Here is a 17,428-nt window from a genome sequence, read left to right as displayed (position 1 = left end):
GCCCCGGGAGAGGCCCGGGGCACTTCTGCGGAGGACGCGGGTCAGGCGCGAGCAGCCTCCGACACGCGGCGGGCCGCCGCCAGAGCCTGGTCGAGGTCGGCCTTGAGGTCGTCGATGTTCTCGATGCCCACCGACAGGCGCACCAGGCCCGGCGTGACACCGGCGGTGAGCTGCTGCTCGGGCGTCAGCTGGGCGTGCGTGGTCGACGCCGGGTGGATTACGAGCGAGCGCACGTCGCCGATGTTGGCGAGGTGGCTGAACAGCGACAGGCTGTTCACGAACTCGCGACCGGCCTCGACGCCGCCCTTGAGCTCGAACGACAGCACCGCACCCACACCCTTCGGTGCGTAGCGGTTGGCTGCCGCGTACCAGGGGGACGAGGGCAGACCGGAGTAGTTGACGCTCGCGACGTCGTCGCGCCCGTCGAGCCACTCGGCGATCTCCTGCGCGTTCTGCACGTGGCGCTCGATGCGCAGCGACAGCGTCTCGATGCCCTGGATGAGGTTCCAGGCGCTCTGCGGAGCGATCGAAGAGCCGAGGTCGCGCAGCAGCTGCACGCGGGCCTTGATGATGTAGGCCAGCGGATCGCCGACGGCGGTGGTGTAGCTCGCACCGTGGTACGAGGGGTCGGGCTCGGTCAGACCGGGGAACCTGTCGACGTTCTTCGACCACTCGAACGTGCCGCCGTCGATGACGACGCCGCCGATGGTGGTGCCGTGTCCGCCGAGGAACTTCGTGACCGAGTGCACGACGATGTCGGCGCCGTGCTCGAAGGGACGGATCAGGTACGGGGTGGCGATCGTGTTGTCGACGATCAGCGGCACGCCCGCCTCATGGGCCACGTCGGCGACCGTGCGGATGTCGAGGATGTTGATCTGCGGGTTGCCGATCGTCTCGGCGAAGAACAGCTTCGTGTTCGGTCGGACCGCGCGACGCCACTCCTCGGGGTCGTCCTGGTTCTCGACGAAGGTGACCTCGATGCCGAGCTTCGCGAGCGTGTACTTGAAGAGGTTGTACGTGCCGCCGTAGATCGAGCTGGAGGACACGATGTGGTCGCCGGCCTGGGCGATGTTCAGCACCGCGAACGTCGACGCCGCCTGGCCGCTGGAGAGCACGAGGGCGCCGGTGCCCCCTTCGAGGGCCGCGAGGCGCTGCTCCAGGACGTCCTGGGTCGGGTTCTGGATGCGGGTGTAGATGTTGCCGAACTCGGCGAGGGCGAAGAGGTTCGCCGCGTGGTCCGCGCTGTCGAACACGTACGAGGTCGTCTGGTAGATCGGCGTCGCACGGGCCTTGGTGACCGGGTCGGGCGCTGCGCCGGAGTGGATCTGCTTGGTCTCGAAACGCCAGGTCTCGGGTGCGGACATGTGTTCCCCCTGGAACGGTCGGAAGGTCGGTGCGGCTGATGCCTTGCAGCGACAGTACGGAAGATCGTTGCGTGTCAACAACGACCGGGAAATGTGACGTAACAGTGTGCGCCCGCGTTTTCCTGCGGAACATCGTACGGTGGAGGGCATGGCGAAGAGGCGTGCAGTGGTGACAGGGGCGAGCTCGGGGATCGGGGAGGCGACGGTGCGCGCACTGCGCGCCCGAGGGTGGGACGTCGTCGGCGTCGCCCGCCGTGAGGACCGGCTCGCCACCCTCGTGGCGGAGACCGGCGCGTCCGCGATCGCCTGCGACCTCACGGACGCGGATGCCGTCGCCGCCCTCGTCGAGGAGCTCGACGCCACGGGTCCGGTGCACGCCCTGGTGCAGGTCGCCGGCGGTGCGCGCGGCACGGACCGCGTCGAGGACGGGTCGATCGCCGACTGGCAGTGGATGTTCGACGCGAACGTGCTGTCGAGTCAGCGTCTGGTCGCAGGGCTGCTTCCACTGCTTCGTCGGGCGGCGGCCGTCGACGGGCACGCCGACACGCTCTTCGTGACCTCGACCGCCGCGCAGGTGGCCTACCCGGGCGGCGCGGGCTACAACGCCGCGAAGGCCGCTGAGTCGATGCTCGTGCACGCTCTGCGCCTCGAGCTCAACGGCGAGCCCATCCGCGTCTCCGAGGTGGCACCGGGCCTCGTGCACACCGAGGAGTTCACCCTCAATCGCCTCGGCGGCGACAAGGCGGCTGCGGAGGCCGTGTACTCGGGTGTCGAGCAGCCGCTGCTCGCCGAGGACGTCGCCGACGTGATCGCGTACGCGCTCGACGCGCCCGGACACGTGAACCTCGACCTCGTCACGATGCGTCCGGTCGCCCAGTCGGCGAACCACCTGCTGGCGCGGGGACCGCTCCGCGTGCGCATGGTCGACGAGCGATGACGGCGCGGACCCTCGCCCAACTCGCCGCCGACGGCGCCATCGACCAGGGATGGGCCGACGCCCTCGCCCCCGAGCAGGACACGATCACCGCGCTGGGGCAACGGCTGCGCTCCGAGCAGGCCGAGGGGCGCGGGTACCTCCCCGCGGGCGGTGACGTGCTGCGGGCGTTCCAGCGCCCGCTCAGCGACGTGAAGGTGCTGATCACCGGCCAGGACCCGTACCCGACCCCCGGGCATCCGATCGGGCTCTCGTTCGCGGTGGAGCGGCACGTGCGCCCGCTCCCGCGGAGTCTCGGCAACATCTACCGGGAGCGCGAGAGCGACCTCGGCCTCCCGCCCGCGCCGCACGGCGATCTCACCGCGTGGAGCGATCAGGGGGTCCTGCTGCTCAACAGGGTGCTCACCGTGCGTCCCGGCGAGGCCGCTTCGCACCGCGGCTGGGGCTGGGAGAAGGTCACCGAGCTCGCGATCCGCGCCCTCGTCGCGCGCGACCGGCCGCTCGTCGCGATCCTCTGGGGGAAGGATGCCGCGAATCTGCAGCCGCTCCTCGGAGACACCCCCGTCATCGCCTCGGCGCACCCGTCGCCGCTGTCGGCGAGCCGCGGCTTCTTCGGCTCCCGGCCGTTCTCCCGCGCGAATGCGCTGCTCGCAGAGCTCGGTGCCGAACCGGTCGACTGGCGCGTCGAGGGGGAGCGGCCCCTAAGCTGATCGCATGCAGTTCGAGCCGGGGGACCGTCGTCGCGTCCTGCCGCGCCATCTGCGCCCGCAGCAGGCGCCGGACGTCTTCTCGTACAGCATCCGACCCGCGCGCTCGGCCGACCTGGGGCACGTCCGGGAGATCTACAACCACTTCGTGAGCAACTCGGTCGTGACGCTCGACGAACGGCGCAGCAGCATCCCGTACTGGCGGGAGAAGTTCGCGTTCCTCAGCAGGCTTGGCCTGCCGTTCCTCGTCGCGGTGTCGCCCTCGGGCGTCGTGCTCGGATACGCACTCGCCCAGCCGTGGGCGGGGAAGAACGCGTACAGGTACACGGTCGAGGACTCGATCTACCTCGGCCCAGGTGCCGGCGGAAAAGGACTGGGGAAGGCGCTCCTGCAGGCGCTCATCGACGCCTGCGAGCAGCTCGGCATCCGGGAGATGGTCGCCGTGATCAGCGACAGCAAGGCGGAGGCGTCGATCAGACTGCACGAGCGGCTCGGGTTCGTCGAGGCCGGGCGCATGGGTCGCGTCGGGCACAAGTTCGGCCGAGACCTCGGCACGGTCTACATGCGGCGGGCGCTGAAGCCGACGAAGCGTCGGCGACTCTTCGGGGGACCAGCAACCCGCTGACACCGCGTCGTGCCCGTTCAGGGCTCGGGGTGGGGGATGACGGGGATCGCCGCCAGCAGAGCGCGGGTGTAGTCCTGGGTGGGCCGCAGCAGCACATCGGCCGTCGGACCCTTCTCGACGACGTGTCCGTCCTTCATGACCACGACGGTGTCGCAGAGATTCTGCACCACCCCGATGTCGTGGGAGACGAGCAGCAGCGTGAGGTCGGTCGTGCGCCGCAGCTCGATCAGCAGGTCCAGGATCTGCGCCCGCACCGTGACGTCCAGCGCCGAGAGCGGCTCGTCGCCGACGAGGATCCGCGGGCGGTGCACGATCGCGCGGGCGAGCGCGATGCGCTGGCGCTGACCGCCGGAGAACTCGTGCGGGTACCGCTCTGCCATCTCCGGGTCCAGACCGACCTGCCCGAGGACCTCCCGCACCCGCGCCGGATGGTCGCCCTCGATGCCGAGGGCCCACAGCGGCTCCCGGATGATCTGCCCCGCCGTCATACGGGGATCGAGCGAGGCGTACGGATCCTGGAACACGAGACCCGTCTCACGGCGGAGCCAGTGCAGGGAACGAGCGGATGCCGTGGCGTCGACGCGCCTGCCTCCGACGTCGACCGTGCCGGTCGTCGGCGTGTCCAGGCCGAGCAGCAGCCGCACGAGCGTCGACTTGCCCGAGCCTGACTCGCCGATGATGCCGACCGAGGACCCCTCGGCGACATCGAGGTCGGTGGGGGCCAGCGCCGTCTGCCGTCGTGCGCGCTCGAACGCGGCACGGCGGGGGACCACGAAGTCGCGGCTCAGACCGCGGGCCTCGATCAGGCTCATGGGGTCCCTCCCTCCGGGCGCCACAGGGTCGCGGTCGCATCTCGCAGCAGCCCCTGCGTGATCGGCGAGGTCGGTGCGCTGAGCAGCGTGGCGACGGGCGCCTGCTCGACGACGCGTCCGTGCTCCAGCACGACGCCGTGCGTGGCCACGTGAGCGAGCACGGCGAGATCGTGGGTGATGAACACGAGCGACATGCCCTGGTCCGCGACGAGCGACAGCAGCAGCGACAGGATCTCGGCTTGGATGGTCACGTCGAGCGCCGTCGTCGGCTCGTCGGCGATGAGCAGACGCGGCCGGCAGGCGAGCGCCATCGCGATGGCGACGCGCTGCCGCTGGCCGCCGGACAGCTGGTGCGGGTAGCGGTCAATGATCGATGAGGGGTCGGGCAGACGCACCCGTGCCGCCTCCTGCACCGCGCGCTCCCGCGCCTGCCTGCGACCGATGCCCTCGTGGATGCGGATCGACTCGACGATCTGCCTCCCCACGGTGCGAATCGGGTTCAGCGCGGTGCGAGGCTCCTGGAACACGATGCCGATCTCATCGCCGCGCAGTCGAGCGAGCTCGCGATCCGGCATCCCGATCAGCTCCGTGCCGTTCCACCGGACGCTGCCGCTCGCGGTCGCGCCGTCGGGGAGCAGCCCGAGCACGGCGAGGGCGGTGAGGGACTTGCCCGATCCGGACTCGCCGATCAGACCGAGCCTCGCACCGTCAGGGACCGCGAACGAGACGCCGTCGACCACCCGGCGCCCGTCGATCTCGACGACGAGACCGTCGACCTCGAGGCTCATGCGACCACCGCCGGAGTGTGGGTCTCGGCGGCTCGATGCCGCAGGGTCGGGTCGGTGGCCTCGCGCAGTCCGTCACCGAGCAGGTTGAGGGCGAGAACCGTGATCGTGATCGCGAGCCCCGGCCAGATGACGGACAGCGGATGCACGCCGATGTAGCGCTGCAGATCGGAGAGCAGCAGACCCCAGCTGGGTTCGACGACCGAGGCTCCGAAGCCCAGGTACGACAGGCCGGCTTCGGCCAGCACCGCGACGGCCATCGACCACGACAGCTGGACGATGAACACCGGGGCCACGTTCGGCAGCAGATGGCGCACGAGGCTCTGGCCGGCGGTGAGGCCGGCGGCCCGCGCCGCGAGGATGAAGTCGCTCTGCTGCACGCGCCGCAGCTCGGGCCGCGTGACACGGGCGATGTTGACGCCGAAGCCGATGCCCACCGACCAGATGACGACCCACAGAGAGCCGCCCCAGACCGAGGAGATCATCATGGCGATGAGCAGCACGGGGAAGGCGATGAGGATGTCGACGAGCACGGCGACGGTCTCTCTCAGCCAGCGCGAGGTGAGGGCGCCGAGCGCCGCGAGGGCGATGCCCACCACGGTGGCCACCAGCCCGGCGCCGACGCTCACGAAGACCGTGGTGCGGGCTCCGGCCATGAGCAGGCTGAGGATGTCGCGACCGGTGTCGTCGGTGCCGAGCAGATGCGGCCAGCTCGGCGTCGCCCAGCGAGACCGCAGGTCGGAGTCCTGGGGATCGAACGGCGTCCAGAAGAGCGAGAGGAGGGCGGTCGTGGCGATGACGGCGACCACGATCACCCCGAAGCGTCCCGTGCCGCTGCGCCAGAGCCGGGCGAACCAGTCGGACATCAGGCCTCCCTCTGCCGCGGGTCGATGGCGCGGTGGACGAGGTCGACCACGAATCCGACGACGAGCACGAACCCGGTGAGGACCAGCAGCTCGCTCTGCACCTTGACGAGGTCGCGTGTGCCGACGTCGGTGACGAGCATGCGGCCGATGCCCGGGAGGGTGAACAGCTGCTCGATGACGACCGAGCCCACGATGATCCCGGCCACCTGCAGGCCGAGTACCGTCACGATCGACAGTCCGACGGCCGGGATGCCGTGCGAGACGAGCGCTCGCGTCCGGGTCAGGCCCTTCGCGGCCGCCGTGCGCACGAAGTCCTGGCCGGCGGCCTGGAGGGTGGCGCTGCGGACGAACCGCATGAGCATCGCGCCCTCCACGATGCCGATCGTCAGCGCCGGGAGCAGCAGCGACTCGAGCGCCTTGCCCGGGGTGCTCCAGCCGGTGCGCGGGAAGCCCTGCGGCGGGAGCCAGCCCAGCCACACCGAGAAGACGACGATCAGCATCATGCCCGCCCACACGACGGGTACGGCGGCCAGGGCCTGGGCGCCCACGCTGAGGGCGGTCCCGGCGCGCCGACCGCGCTGCAGAGCCGCGAGGATGCCGAAGGGCACAGCGATCAGCACGGCGATGAGCAGCGACAGGATGCCGAGCGGTACCGTCACCTGCGCCTTCTGCGCGAGCTCTTCTCCGACCGATGCGCCCGAGAGCAGGGAGGTCCCGAGGTCGCCGCGGAACAGGCCGCCGATCCACTCCGCGTACTGCGCGGGCAGCGGACGGTTGAGTCCGAGCGACTCGCGCAGGGCCTCGACCTCGGCGGGTGACGCCTGGGTCCCCGCGATCAGCTGAGCGACGTCGCCGGGGAACACGCGGAGGGTGAGGAAGATGATGACGCTCGACACGAGGAGCCCTGCGACGAGCAGGGCTCCTCGGACGAGCGCGTAGCGGATCACGGAGTGCGCGTCGCCGTCACTTCTCGGCGGCGACGGTGACGCCGGCGAGGTTGATGCGCGAGTTGATGGAGTCCTGCGGGAAGCCCTTCACCACCGGGCTCACGGCGGTGATCGTCGCCCCGTTGTAGAGCCAGTCCGCCGCGTGGTCCTCCGACACGATGCGCGCCGCCTGCGCGAGCAGCTTCGACGATTCGTCGGGGTCCACCTCGGCGAGGGCCTTCGAGTACAGGCCCTGCACCTCGGAGTTGTCGTAGCCGAAGTAGTACTCGGGGTCGGCGAAGTTGCCGAAGTCGCGCGGCTCGACGTGCAGCACGAAGCTGAGGTCGTAGTCGTGGTTCGTGTACACGTCCTCCAGCCAGGTCGGGAACTCGACGGAGTCGACCTTCAGCGTGACGCCGACCTTCTGGAAGTCGGAGATCAGGACCTTGGGCACGGTCGTGCCGTAGAAGCTGGGGATCGTGAGCGTCAGCTCCAGGTCTTCCTGACCGGCCTCCTTCAGCAGCTCCTTCGCCTTCTCGGGGTCGTAGGAGATCACGTCGGAGAGGTCCTCGTAGCCCGGGTCGAGCTCCGGGATGGGACCGTACAGCGTGGAGCCGGCGCCGACCGCCTCGACGAGACCCTCGTGGTCGATCGCCAACCGGAGCGCCTCGCGCACGCGCACGTCGTCGAGCGGCGCCTTGGCGTTGTTGAACGCCAGCGTCGCCTTGTCGGTCGTGCGGCCGGTGGTGAGGGTGAAGTCACCTGAATCCTCGAGCTGAGGAGCGAGGTTCGGGTCGACGGCCGTGAGGACCTGCACGCCGCCGTCGAGCGCGGTGTTCACGCCCGCCGTGAAGTCCGGGATGTACTGGAACTCGACCTCGGCGACGCCGGCCGGCTCGCCCCAGTACGCGTCGTAGCGCGCGAACGTGATCGTGCTGCCCTTGTTCCACCGCGAGAGCGTGAACGGGCCCGTGCCGTTCTCGGCGGTCTTGAGATCCGTCGCGTCGCCCGTCTGGAACACGAGACCGGCGGGACCGGTCAGCGAGAACAGGAAGTTCTGGTTGGGCTCGGCGAGGACGATCTGCACGGTCGTCGGATCGGGGGCCGTGATCGACGCGACGGAGGCGAACTCGGCGTTGCCCTGCAGCGTCGCGTCGGTGCGCACGGCCTCGTACGAGGAGACGACGTCGGCCGACGTGAGAGCCGTGCCGTTGTGGAAGGTGATGCCCTCGTTCAGCGTGAACGTGTAGGTCAGGCCGTCGTCCGACACCTCGTAGTCGGAGGCGAGGCGAGGGACGATCTGGTTCTCCTCGTCGCGGCTCACCAGACCCTCGTAGATGTTGTCGATGAGGATCTGCTCGATCGCTGCTCCGCTGGTGTGGCGGATGTCGAGGTTGGTCGGCTCGAGGACGAGGCCGACCTGCAGCGTCGCGTCGGGATCGGGGTCGCCGACCGGAGCGGTGCTCTCGGGCTCGGCGGTGCCGGTGCAGGCGCTCAGGATGACGGCGCTCGCCGCGATCGCGGAGATCAGCGCGAGTCGCCTGGTACGTCGGAACATGGGTGGGATTCCTCTCGGTGCGGCAGTTGCTGTGTGCCGATGGATCGAGCCTAGGGACGAGTCGGAGGGGTGGGGGTCGGTTCGGGAACGGAACGTCACAATTCGTGCGGGAGACGCTCGGCGATCAGCGCTGCGAGCTCGCGGGGCGCGGTCTCCTGGACGTTGTGCGTGGCGTCGAGCGCGATCACGGTCGCGTGGGGGAGGCGGCGGGCGAAGTCATCCGCATCCTCCGCGGTGACGAACCCGCGCTCCGCCCGCACGAGGGTGACGGCGCCGTCGGTGCGCGCGAGGTCGTCCCATCCAGCGGCGCTGAGCACGGACGGCGCCGACGCCTCGCCGGGGTCGTGGGCGGCGAGGGCCTGAGCGGCGAGGTGGGCGAAGTGGTGCTTCCACTCGATGCGGCCGTCGTCTCGCATGCGCGTGTTGAGGAACACGCCGCGCTCGGTGTCGGGACGGGTGCCGCCGAAGCCGAAGGCGATGGCCCTGTCGACGAGTTCGTCGCGGGTCGCGAAGTCCGTGGGGCCGGCGTAGAACTCCCGCAGAGCCGCAGGGCCGGCCGAGGTGTCGATGCCCGGGGTGATGTCGACGACCACCAGGGCGGCGACGAGGTCGGGGCGTGCGGCAGCGAGTGCGGCTCCGGTGAGCCCGCCGAGCGACTGCCCGACGACGAGCTGCGGCCGGTCGGCCCAGGCGTCGAGAGCGGCTGCGACGTCGATGGCGAGAGTGCGCGGCGTGTAGTCGAGGTCGTCCCGCCAGGCGGAGTCGCCGTGGCCGGCGAGGTCGATCACGAGCGCGGGCTGTCCGAGGGCGAGAACCGTGGTGTCCCACGTGTGGGCGTTGAGTCCGGCGCCGTGCAGGAAGGTGACGCGCGGCGGCTCTGTGCCGTACCGGAGCCCGCTCACCTGACGTCCGTCGGGGAGAGGGAGGACGAGACGCTCGACGCCGGGGACGGGAACGCCCAGGGACTCGGCCTGCGCGGGAAGATAGCTGAACTCGCTGATGTCGGTCGCCACGTGTTCATTCTGCTCCGTCGGACGCGCGCGGCGGAAATGCGAGATCATTCTGCACACTCCTTTTCGGTATAGTCTTGGCGCATTGCTGAGAACTTGTGGCTTTCTGTGGTGTCTTTGCATTTTCACGGCCCGCTGGTCTCCCGTCGTCCCCACACCGCCGCGGAATATCATGGATGCATGACCGAGACGCGGGTGCACCTCTCCAAGACCGAGCCGACGGCCTACCAGGCTCTGGACGCCTTCTCGAAGACCGTGGGTCAGATCTGCGCGGCGAACGGGATCGACGACCGCCTCAAGGAGATCGTCATGATCCACTGCTCGCAGCTCAACGGCTGCGCGTACTGCACGCGCGTGCACGTCGACCGCGCCACGGCGGCCGGCATCGACACCGACACCATGATGCAGATCGCGACCTGGCGCGAGAGCGACGTCTTCACCGAGCGGGAGCAGGCGGCGCTGGAGCTCGCAGAGGCGTTCACCTTCATCTCCGAGGACGGCATCTCCGACGACGTCTACAACCGTGTCGGCGCGATCTTCACCGAGAAGGAGTACGCGGCCCTCAGCTGGGCGTGCATCTCGATCAACGCCTTCAACAGGGTCGTGATCGCGGGCCGCTACCCGGTGCCGCCACGCACGCCCCAGGCACAGGCATGACGATCCTCGACATCGACGGCGTCACCAACGTCCGCGACGTCGGAGGAATGCCGGCCGAGGGCGGACGCATCCGCTCCGGCATCCTGTTGCGATCCGGTCAGCTGTCCGGTGCCACGACCTCCGGCGCCGACGCTTTGCGGCACCGTGTCAACCGCATCGTCGATCTCCGCGACGGGGAGGAGGTCGCTGCCGAGCCCAGCGAGATTGAAGGGCCGGAGACGACGCATCTGCCCCTGTTCCTCGGCTCGGTGCGGTCGTTCTTCGAGAGCGACACGAGCCTCGACGACCTGTACCTGCACCTGCTCGAGGAGAGCGGTGATCGCCTGGTCGCCGCCATCCGCGTCATCGCGGAGGGGGAGCCGACGCTCGTGCACTGCACGGTCGGCAAGGACCGCACGGGAGTCACGGTCGCTCTGGCGCTCTCCGCCGTCGGTGCAGACCGGGATGCGGTGATCGACGACTACGCTCTGACCGAATCGCAGCTGCCAGCCGAGCGGTCCCGGCGCATCGCCGCCTACCTGCGCAGCCAGCACCCGGAGGCCGTGCACGCTGTCGCCCTCGCCACCCAGTCGCCCGCCGAGGTCATGCGCACCCTGCTCGCGGTGGTCGACGAGCGCTGGGGGTCGGCGGCCGGCTACCTCCGGGCGAACGGGATGACGGATGCCGAGCTCGCGGCCCTTCGATCGACTCTCGTCGAAGCGGTCGGCCAAGAAGGTTAGGCAAGCCTTCACTTGGTGTACGATCGAAGCATCATGAGTGCTTCCCTCGACACCCGCAGCTCGCGCGCCGAACGCCGCGCCGCTCGCCGTCGCGCGCACCACCTCGTGACCGCCGACGAGAACTCCCTCGCCGAGCTGGAGGCCTTCCTCGCGACTCTGCCGCTGTGCGCCTCCGGCCGCATCTTCATCGAGGTCGCCCAGGCATCGGACATCGGGGTGATCGACGCCCCCGGGCGTATGACCGTCACCTGGCTCGCTCGCGACCGCCGCTCGGGCGCTCCCGGCACCGGTCGCTCCTGCGCACCGGGGCAGGCCCTCACGCGCGCGACCTGCGCCTGGGCCGACGAGATGCTGTGCGATGACGAGGACGAGACGCACATCACGCTCCTGGGCGGCTACCTCGGCACCGCCGACATCGTCGAGCACCTCACGGGAGCGCTCGACGTCGACGCGCACCGCATCCACGCGCCCGAGCGCTTCGGCCTGCTGCCCTCCGACCACTGATCTTCTCCGAGGGGCGAAGCGGTCGCTGATTCGAGGTCGCCGGCTTCGGTGAGCTGACCGCGTGTGTCCTCGTGTGCGCGGCTGCGAGTCAGCGCGTCCGACGGACGTAGTTCCCGTCCTCGAGGCCGGCCTCGATCTCGAAACGATTGCGCAGCGGATCGCGGCCCGCGAACAGGTACAGCACCGGCATGAGGAATCCGTAGCGGAGCCACTGCGCCTTGTGCACGGCCTCGTGCCGCAGCATCGCCTCGCTCGGTCGCGCGTCGCCGGTGAGGAAGCACCCGCCCACGCACACGCCGCCGCGGTTGTACGTCCACCGGGGCATCCCGCGGAACACCCAGAGGCCGGCACGGCGCTCGACCGGTCCCGTGCTCCACAGCGACCCCCAGACCCACCCGACGCCGGTACCCCACCAGTAGCCGAGTCGGCTGATCGGAGAGCGCAGCAGGAACGAGGGGATGCGTCGGTCGAGGCGTCGACCGCGCTCCAGCGCCCGCTCAGCGACGGGCCGCCAGTCGGCGGTCATGCGATCGCTCCGACGAGACGCAGCAGGGCGCCGAGGTCGTCGACGGCGTCGGCAGGGGAGCGCGGTGCGAAGCCCGCGATCGTGGCGCCCGCCAGGGGGACGCGCTCGCGCAGCGCGCGGATCGATGCGCTCAACGCGGCCGGCGTGACACCGAACGGCGCAGCGTCGGACACTCCGGTCATCTCCGAGGGGTCGAGCACGTCGACGTCGATGTGCACCCAGACGCGCGTCGCGCCGGTCGCAGCCACGGCCTCCGCGAGAGCGTCCGGTCGATCGAGGTCGGTCACGGAGAGGCGGCGGAGACCGTCGAGCACGGGAACCTCCTCGTCGTCGAGGGTGCGCATCCCGACCGCGACGACCCGGTCGCGCGGGATGCCGGGGGAGAGCGCGAGCTGCGTCTCGCCCTCGCCGAGGACGGCGCGGAGCGCCATCCCCGAGAACGCCCCGGACGGGGAGGACTCGGGCGAGTGCAGGTCGCCGTGCGCATCGCACCACACGACGGCGATGTCGTCGGTCCCGCCGGGCAGCGCGTCGAGGGCGGCCACCGTGACGCTGCAGTCGCCGCCGATCACGACCGTGTCGGCGGTCATGCTCTCGGCGACCAGCTCACGCGTGCGGCGCAGCGCGCTGAGCCGTCGGACCCCGGTGCCGAGCGATTCGCCGGCCTCGACCGGCACGTCGAGCACGGTCGTCGCGGCGCGCGGCAGATCGCCCGCGATCGCGGACGCGCCGTCCACGAGCAGCATCGCACGAGCCGCCGGTGAACCCTGCCACTGCGGCACGACGAGGAAACGCACCATGTCTCCCTCCCGGGGAAGTGCTGATGCCCCGGACGAGGTCGTCCGGGGCATCAGCGGGGTGTATCAGGAGCCTTCGATGGCCTGGCGCGACGCGGTCGAGCCGCCGGCCTTCAGCTCGGCGAGCCGAGCCTCGACCTCGGTGAGCTCGCCGAGGTCTTCGAGGCTCTCGAACTGGGCGTCGAGGCTCGACGCGGCGAGCTCGGCCTTGCCCTGCGCGAGTGCCTCCTGGCGGCGCACCTTGTCTTCGAAGCGGCCCAGTTCGCTGGTCGGGTCGAGGACGTTGATCGACGACACCGCATCCTGCACCTTGGTCTGCGCCTCGGCGACCTTGGCGCGGGCGAGGAGCTCGCTGCGCTTGTTCTTCAGGTCGACGAGCTTCTCCTTCATGCCGTTGAGGCCGGACTTGAGCTTGTCGACGATCTCGGTCTGCGCGGCGATCTGCGGCTCGGCACCGGTCGCCTCGCGCTCCGCGCTGATCTGACGCTGCAGCGCGATCTTCGCGAGGCTGTCGAACTTGTCGGCGTCGGCCGCGTTGCCGTTCGAGCGCATCTCGTCGGCCTTGCGGCTGGCGGCGAGAGCCTTGTTGCCCCACTCGGTGGCCGCCTGGACGTCTTCCTCGTGGTCGCGCTCGAGGAGGCGGAGGTTGCCGATGGTCTCGGCGATGGCCGACTCCGCGTCCGCGATGCTGTTGGTGTAGTCGCGGACGAGCTGGTCGATCATCTTCTGCGGGTCCTCGGCGGAGTCGAGGAGCGAATTGATGTTCGCCCGGACGAGGGTCGAGATACGTCCGAAGATGGACTGCTTGGTCATGCGTGTTCCTTTCAGAGGGTCGTAGTCGAGGTCTGGGTGTCAGGGGGTATGCGGTTCAGAAGCGTCGACCTCCCGAACGGCCGCTGCGGCCACTTGACCGCCCGCCGCCCCCGAAGCCGGAGCTGCGGAACCCGCCGCTGCCGCTGGAACGCCAGCTGCTGCGGCGTGAGGAGCCGCCTCCGCCGCCGCCTCCGGAGAGCAGCCCGCCGATGATGCCGCCGAGGATGTCGCCGCCGAGGCCGGATCCGCCGCCTCTGCTGCCGCCGCCCCCGCCGAAGACGCCGCCACCGCCCCAGCCGTCGTTCTCATAGCGGGAGGGGTTCATCGCGGCGACGTCCGCCTGAGCGGATGCCGTCGCCTGGCGCGCGAGGTCGAGAGCGCGACCCGCCTCGGTGAGCGCGGCCTCGGGATTCGACGGGCGGAGGTTCAGCGCCTGGGTGAGCGTCGACTCGGCCTGCGAGAGTCGGGTTCGTGCGGTCGACCCCACCGTGCCTCGGCGCGTCTCGATGTACTCGCGCGCGGCGCGGATCTCGGACTCGGCCTGCGCCAGGGTCTGCTCCATCATCTGCTGCACGCGTCTGGCGCGCTCCACGGCCTGCGTGCCCTGCGCGATGGCGGCGTCGATCTGCGAATTGGCCGCGGTGAGCGCGTCGAGCATCCGCTGCGGGTTGCGCCCGGCGCCGGTGCTGCCGGCCTGCGCCTGCTGCAGCTGCTGAGCCGTCGCGGCGGCGATGCCCGCGATCGTCCCGGTGGAGTCGGGCAGCTGCTGGGCGGCGGCGATGTCGGCCTGCAGTTCGGCCATCAGGGCCTGCGCCTGCGACTCGATGCGTCCGAGGTCGGCGCCGAGGTCGGTGATGGCCTTGACGAGCTGCGCGGCCTGCGCGACCGACTGCTCGGCGGTGCGGATCGCGAACGCCGCCTCTCCGGTGCGGCCGTCGGTGATCGCCTGCGCGGCCGCGGCGATCGAGCGGTCGGCAAGGGCTGCCCGTTCGGCCGCCTGCGCGGGGTTGTCGATCACGGTGCCGAGCGCCTGCTGGTCGTAGGTCGCGGCGAGGCCCGCCAGTGCGGCCTCCGCGCCCGCCAGGACCGGGTCGAGGGCCGCCCGCTCGCCACGCACGCGCTCGAGCTCCTGCGGCGCGTTCTGCTCCAGTTCTCGGAGCGCATCGAACGCCTCGGTGTTGTCATCGAGCACGTCGTCGATCTCGTCGCAGAGCTGGATGATGCGGATGTGCCAGGCGCGACGGTCGTAGACGGTGTCCTCGATCTCGTCGTCGAGCTTCTGCTTGAGATCGAACGCCTCCGACATCTTCGCCTTGGCCGTCTCGACGGCTCCGCTGAACTCGGCGGTCGCGGCCTCGCCGAACTGCGCCACGGCGAAGCCGAGCTCCTCGCGACTGGAGGTGATCGCGTCGTCGGCCTGCACGAGTGCGGCGCCGGCCTGCGTCTGCACCTGCTCGTCGGTGAGGGTGGAGAAGGGATCGGCGGGATCGGGCTTCTCGGGCATCGCGCCTCGGGCACGGATCGCCGCGTTGCGTCGTGCTCGCCGCACGAGGGCGATGACGAGCCAGACGAGGAGCGCGAGCACGACGATTCCCACGACGATGAGGGTCGCGCGCAGTGCCCCGGCGCCGCCGTCGCCCTGGATCTCGTCGGCGGCGGTCATGATGGCGCCGCTCCAGTCCTCATCCCGCATCTGCGGGAGGATCTTGTCTTCGATGCCGTCGAGCTTCCCTCCGCTCAGCGGGCCGTCGGAAGCGGCGGAGATGTAGTAGTTCCGGCCCTCGACGGCCACCGCGAGCAGGTACTGATCTGACCCGAGCCCGTTGGCGTCCGCCACCGTGTCGGCCCACCGGACGCTGTCGGACGGAGCGGTGAAGTCGTCGACGAACACGACGAAGAGCTCGACCGATGAGGCCTCGCTGAGCTGCTCGAGGCGATCCTCGATCGCCTGCTCGTCGCTCGCGCTCAGCACGCCGGCCTGATCGGTGACGAAACCGGAGTCGAGGGTCACGGGCTCGGTGGCGGAGGCGATCGGAGCGGACAGGCTCACGATGGCCGCCGTCAGTGCGGCGGCAGCCAGCGCGAGAAACCGTGTCTTCATCGTCTTCCCTCCGACCGGCAGCCGAGCCCCATGGCACGAGTCTATGCACTGAGTCCGACACGCGACAGCATCCGAGCGCGGATGAGCGTTCGCCCTCAGCGGAGACACATACGCTGGAAGGCATGGACGACAGGTACGGATCCGACGTGCTCGCGACGGGGTGGAGAGACCGGGGCAAGAAGCCGGTTCCCGACGTCGCGGCGGAGATCGACCTCGTGGTCGAGGTCGCGTCCGACGGCTTCTGCGGTGCGGTCACGCGTGTGCAGGGCGGGAACGTCGAACTCGAGGACCGCCTCGGGCGGAAGCGCCTGTTCCCGCTCGGCGGCGGGTTCCTCATCGACGGTGCCGCGGTGCGGCTCACGCCCCCGGCGGCGAGGCAGCAGGGCGCGAAGCGCACGGCATCCGGGTCCTTCGCGGTCGCCGATCAGCGGGCACGGATAGCGCTCCCCAGCCGCATCCTCGTCGAGGGCCGTCATGACGCCGAGCTCGTCGAGAAGGTGTGGGGCGCCGACCTGCGCGTCGAGGGCGTCGTCGTGGAGTACCTTCAGGGCGTCGATCTGCTCGATGAGCTCCTGGCGGAGGAGCCTCCGAGCGCCACCCGCCGCTACGGCGTGCTCGTCGACCACCTGGTGCCCGGATCCAAGGAGTCGCGGATCGCGGACGCCGTCGCCCGGGGACCGCACGGCCGGCACGTGAAGATCGTCGGCCACCCGTTCGTGGACGTCTGGCAGTGCGTCACGCCCCGTGCCCTCGGCATCAGGGCCTGGCCGGAGATCCCGCGGGGGATCGACTGGAAGACCGGCATCTGCCGCGCCTTCGGCTGGCCGCACGAGACCCAGGCCGACACCGCGCGCGCGTGGCAGCACATCCTCTCGAAGGTGCGCACCTACCGGGATCTGGAGCCGGCGCTGCTCGGTCGCGTCGAGGAGCTCATCGACTTCGTGACCGCCCCGGCATCCTGAGCGCGGTCGGTCGCCGACTACCCTGGAGTCATGCCCGAACCCCGCACCTTCCGTGACGAACCGGTGTCGTTCGTGCGCCGCAGCGGCCGGATGTCCGACGCCCAGGAGCGCGCTTTCGAGGAGCTCGGCCCGCACTACCTGCTCGACGTCCCCCGCGACGTCGCATGGACCTCGGTGCACCCCGAGGCGCGCCTCGACCCCGCGGTCGAGTACGGCCGCGATGCCGACCTGTACGTCGAGATCGGCTCGGGCCAGGGGCACGCGATCGTCGCTGCCGCCGCCTCCCGACCCGAGGACGACTTCCTCGCGGTCGAGGTGTTCCGCGCCGGTCTCGCGCGCACGATGCTCGACGCCGATCGTGAGGGCGCGAGGAACCTGCGCGTCGTCGAGGCGAACGCCCCCGAGGTGCTCGCGTCGTATCTCCCCGAGGGTGCCGCCGCCGAGGTCTGGGTGTTCTTCTCCGATCCCTGGCACAAGAAGAAGCACACCAAGCGCCGTCTCATCCGGCCGGGTTTCGGGACGACGGCGGCGCGTGCCCTGCGCGACGGAGGCCTGCTGCGGCTCGCTACGGACTGGGAGGACTACGCGCTGCAGATGCGCGAGGTGCTCGACGCCGAGCCCGACTTCGAGCGCGCGTTCGAGGGGGAGTGGGCCGAGCGCTTCGAGGGGCGTGTCATGACCGCCTTCGAGCGGAAGGGCATCGCGAAGGGGCGCGACATCCGCGACCTCGTTTACCGACGCACGCCGCGCGGCGCGTGACCG

General features: G+C 70.4%; 19 protein-coding genes. 8 read left to right on the top strand and 11 right to left on the bottom strand.

Annotation, left to right across the window (positions count from 1 at the left end):
* Positions 1–41 precede the first annotated feature (41 nt).
* Positions 42–1,364 (bottom strand): bifunctional o-acetylhomoserine/o-acetylserine sulfhydrylase, encoded by a 1,323-nt coding sequence (locus MRBLWO14_RS02440; protein ID WP_341934890.1) that lies wholly within the window; start codon positions 1,362–1,364, stop codon positions 42–44.
* 148 nt (positions 1,365–1,512) lie between these two features.
* On the opposite strand from MRBLWO14_RS02440, the gene MRBLWO14_RS02435 reads away from it, so the two are divergent.
* From MRBLWO14_RS02435 to MRBLWO14_RS02425, 3 genes are read left to right on the top strand one after another with little or no spacing between them, the layout of a single operon-like run.
* Complete coding sequence (locus tag MRBLWO14_RS02435) at positions 1,513–2,301, top strand: SDR family oxidoreductase (RefSeq protein ID WP_341934889.1); 789 nt, start codon at positions 1,513–1,515, stop codon at positions 2,299–2,301.
* Positions 2,298–3,008 (top strand): uracil-DNA glycosylase, encoded by a 711-nt coding sequence (locus MRBLWO14_RS02430; protein WP_341934888.1) that lies wholly within the window; start codon positions 2,298–2,300, stop codon positions 3,006–3,008. The genes MRBLWO14_RS02435 and MRBLWO14_RS02430 overlap by 4 nt, the downstream gene beginning before the upstream one ends.
* A 4-nt stretch (positions 3,009–3,012) precedes the next feature.
* Complete coding sequence (locus MRBLWO14_RS02425; protein WP_341934887.1) at positions 3,013–3,630, top strand: N-acetyltransferase family protein; 618 nt, start codon at positions 3,013–3,015, stop codon at positions 3,628–3,630.
* 17 nt (positions 3,631–3,647) lie between these two features.
* Here MRBLWO14_RS02425 and MRBLWO14_RS02420 read toward each other — a convergent pair whose 3' ends face one another.
* The 6 genes from MRBLWO14_RS02420 to MRBLWO14_RS02395 form a co-directional block, all read right to left on the bottom strand.
* Positions 3,648–4,442, bottom strand: coding sequence for an ABC transporter ATP-binding protein (locus tag MRBLWO14_RS02420; RefSeq protein ID WP_341934886.1), 795 nt, complete (start codon positions 4,440–4,442; stop codon positions 3,648–3,650).
* Positions 4,439–5,230: an ABC transporter ATP-binding protein gene (locus MRBLWO14_RS02415; protein WP_341934885.1), complete on the bottom strand. Its 792-nt coding sequence runs from the start codon at positions 5,228–5,230 to the stop codon at positions 4,439–4,441. Before MRBLWO14_RS02415 ends, MRBLWO14_RS02420 begins: the two co-directional genes overlap by 4 nt.
* Complete coding sequence (locus tag MRBLWO14_RS02410) at positions 5,227–6,093, bottom strand: ABC transporter permease (RefSeq protein ID WP_341934884.1); 867 nt, start codon at positions 6,091–6,093, stop codon at positions 5,227–5,229. The genes MRBLWO14_RS02415 and MRBLWO14_RS02410 overlap by 4 nt, the downstream gene beginning before the upstream one ends.
* Complete coding sequence (locus MRBLWO14_RS02405) at positions 6,093–7,040, bottom strand: ABC transporter permease (protein WP_341934883.1); 948 nt, start codon at positions 7,038–7,040, stop codon at positions 6,093–6,095. The genes MRBLWO14_RS02410 and MRBLWO14_RS02405 overlap by 1 nt, the downstream gene beginning before the upstream one ends.
* Before the next feature lie 16 nt (positions 7,041–7,056).
* Positions 7,057–8,577 (bottom strand): ABC transporter substrate-binding protein, encoded by a 1,521-nt coding sequence (locus tag MRBLWO14_RS02400; protein ID WP_341934882.1) that lies wholly within the window; start codon positions 8,575–8,577, stop codon positions 7,057–7,059.
* A gap of 95 nt (positions 8,578–8,672) precedes the next feature.
* Positions 8,673–9,590, bottom strand: coding sequence for an alpha/beta hydrolase (locus tag MRBLWO14_RS02395; RefSeq protein WP_341934881.1), 918 nt, complete (start codon positions 9,588–9,590; stop codon positions 8,673–8,675).
* 177 nt (positions 9,591–9,767) lie between these two features.
* Here MRBLWO14_RS02395 and MRBLWO14_RS02390 point away from each other — a divergent pair, with 177 nt between their 5' ends.
* From MRBLWO14_RS02390 to MRBLWO14_RS02380, 3 genes are read left to right on the top strand one after another with little or no spacing between them, the layout of a single operon-like run.
* Positions 9,768–10,244, top strand: a complete 477-nt coding sequence (locus tag MRBLWO14_RS02390) for a carboxymuconolactone decarboxylase family protein (protein WP_341934880.1) — start codon at positions 9,768–9,770, stop codon at positions 10,242–10,244.
* Positions 10,241–10,963, top strand: a complete 723-nt coding sequence (locus tag MRBLWO14_RS02385) for a tyrosine-protein phosphatase (RefSeq protein WP_341934879.1) — start codon at positions 10,241–10,243, stop codon at positions 10,961–10,963. Before MRBLWO14_RS02390 ends, MRBLWO14_RS02385 begins: the two co-directional genes overlap by 4 nt.
* Positions 10,964–10,996: 33 nt before the next feature.
* The gene (locus tag MRBLWO14_RS02380) at positions 10,997–11,467 is read left to right on the top strand and encodes an SIP domain-containing protein (protein WP_341934878.1); all 471 of its coding nucleotides are present in this window, start codon (positions 10,997–10,999) and stop codon (positions 11,465–11,467) included.
* An 88-nt stretch (positions 11,468–11,555) separates the two neighbouring features.
* On the opposite strand, the gene MRBLWO14_RS02375 is transcribed toward MRBLWO14_RS02380, so the two are convergent.
* From MRBLWO14_RS02375 to MRBLWO14_RS02360, 4 genes are all read right to left on the bottom strand, one after another.
* A complete protein-coding gene (locus tag MRBLWO14_RS02375; RefSeq protein ID WP_341934877.1) occupies positions 11,556–11,993 on the bottom strand; it encodes a Fe-S oxidoreductase in 438 nt (145 codons plus the stop codon).
* A complete protein-coding gene (locus MRBLWO14_RS02370; RefSeq protein WP_341934876.1) occupies positions 11,990–12,793 on the bottom strand; it encodes an arginase family protein in 804 nt (267 codons plus the stop codon). The genes MRBLWO14_RS02375 and MRBLWO14_RS02370 overlap by 4 nt, the downstream gene beginning before the upstream one ends.
* A 63-nt stretch (positions 12,794–12,856) precedes the next feature.
* Entirely contained in the window at positions 12,857–13,603 is a 747-nt protein-coding gene (locus MRBLWO14_RS02365; RefSeq protein ID WP_341934875.1) for a PspA/IM30 family protein, read from the bottom strand.
* Positions 13,604–13,658: 55 nt separating this feature from the next.
* On the bottom strand, positions 13,659–15,704 hold the full coding sequence (locus tag MRBLWO14_RS02360; RefSeq protein WP_341934874.1) for a TPM domain-containing protein: 2,046 nt from the start codon (positions 15,702–15,704) through the stop codon (positions 13,659–13,661).
* Positions 15,705–15,826: 122 nt separating this feature from the next.
* Here MRBLWO14_RS02360 and MRBLWO14_RS02355 point away from each other — a divergent pair, with 122 nt between their 5' ends.
* Positions 15,827–16,666, top strand: a complete 840-nt coding sequence (locus MRBLWO14_RS02355; protein ID WP_341934873.1) for a DUF3097 domain-containing protein — start codon at positions 15,827–15,829, stop codon at positions 16,664–16,666.
* Between the two features lie 30 nt (positions 16,667–16,696).
* On the top strand, positions 16,697–17,425 hold the full coding sequence (gene trmB / locus MRBLWO14_RS02350; RefSeq protein ID WP_341934872.1) for a tRNA (guanosine(46)-N7)-methyltransferase TrmB: 729 nt from the start codon (positions 16,697–16,699) through the stop codon (positions 17,423–17,425).
* Positions 17,426–17,428 lie beyond the last annotated feature (3 nt).

This window comes from Microbacterium sp. LWO14-1.2, from assembly GCF_038397715.1.
Classification (GTDB): domain Bacteria; phylum Actinomycetota; class Actinomycetes; order Actinomycetales; family Microbacteriaceae; genus Microbacterium.
The sequence above is the reverse complement of the archived record's forward strand: the minus strand, read 5'-3'. Positions and strand labels throughout refer to the sequence as shown.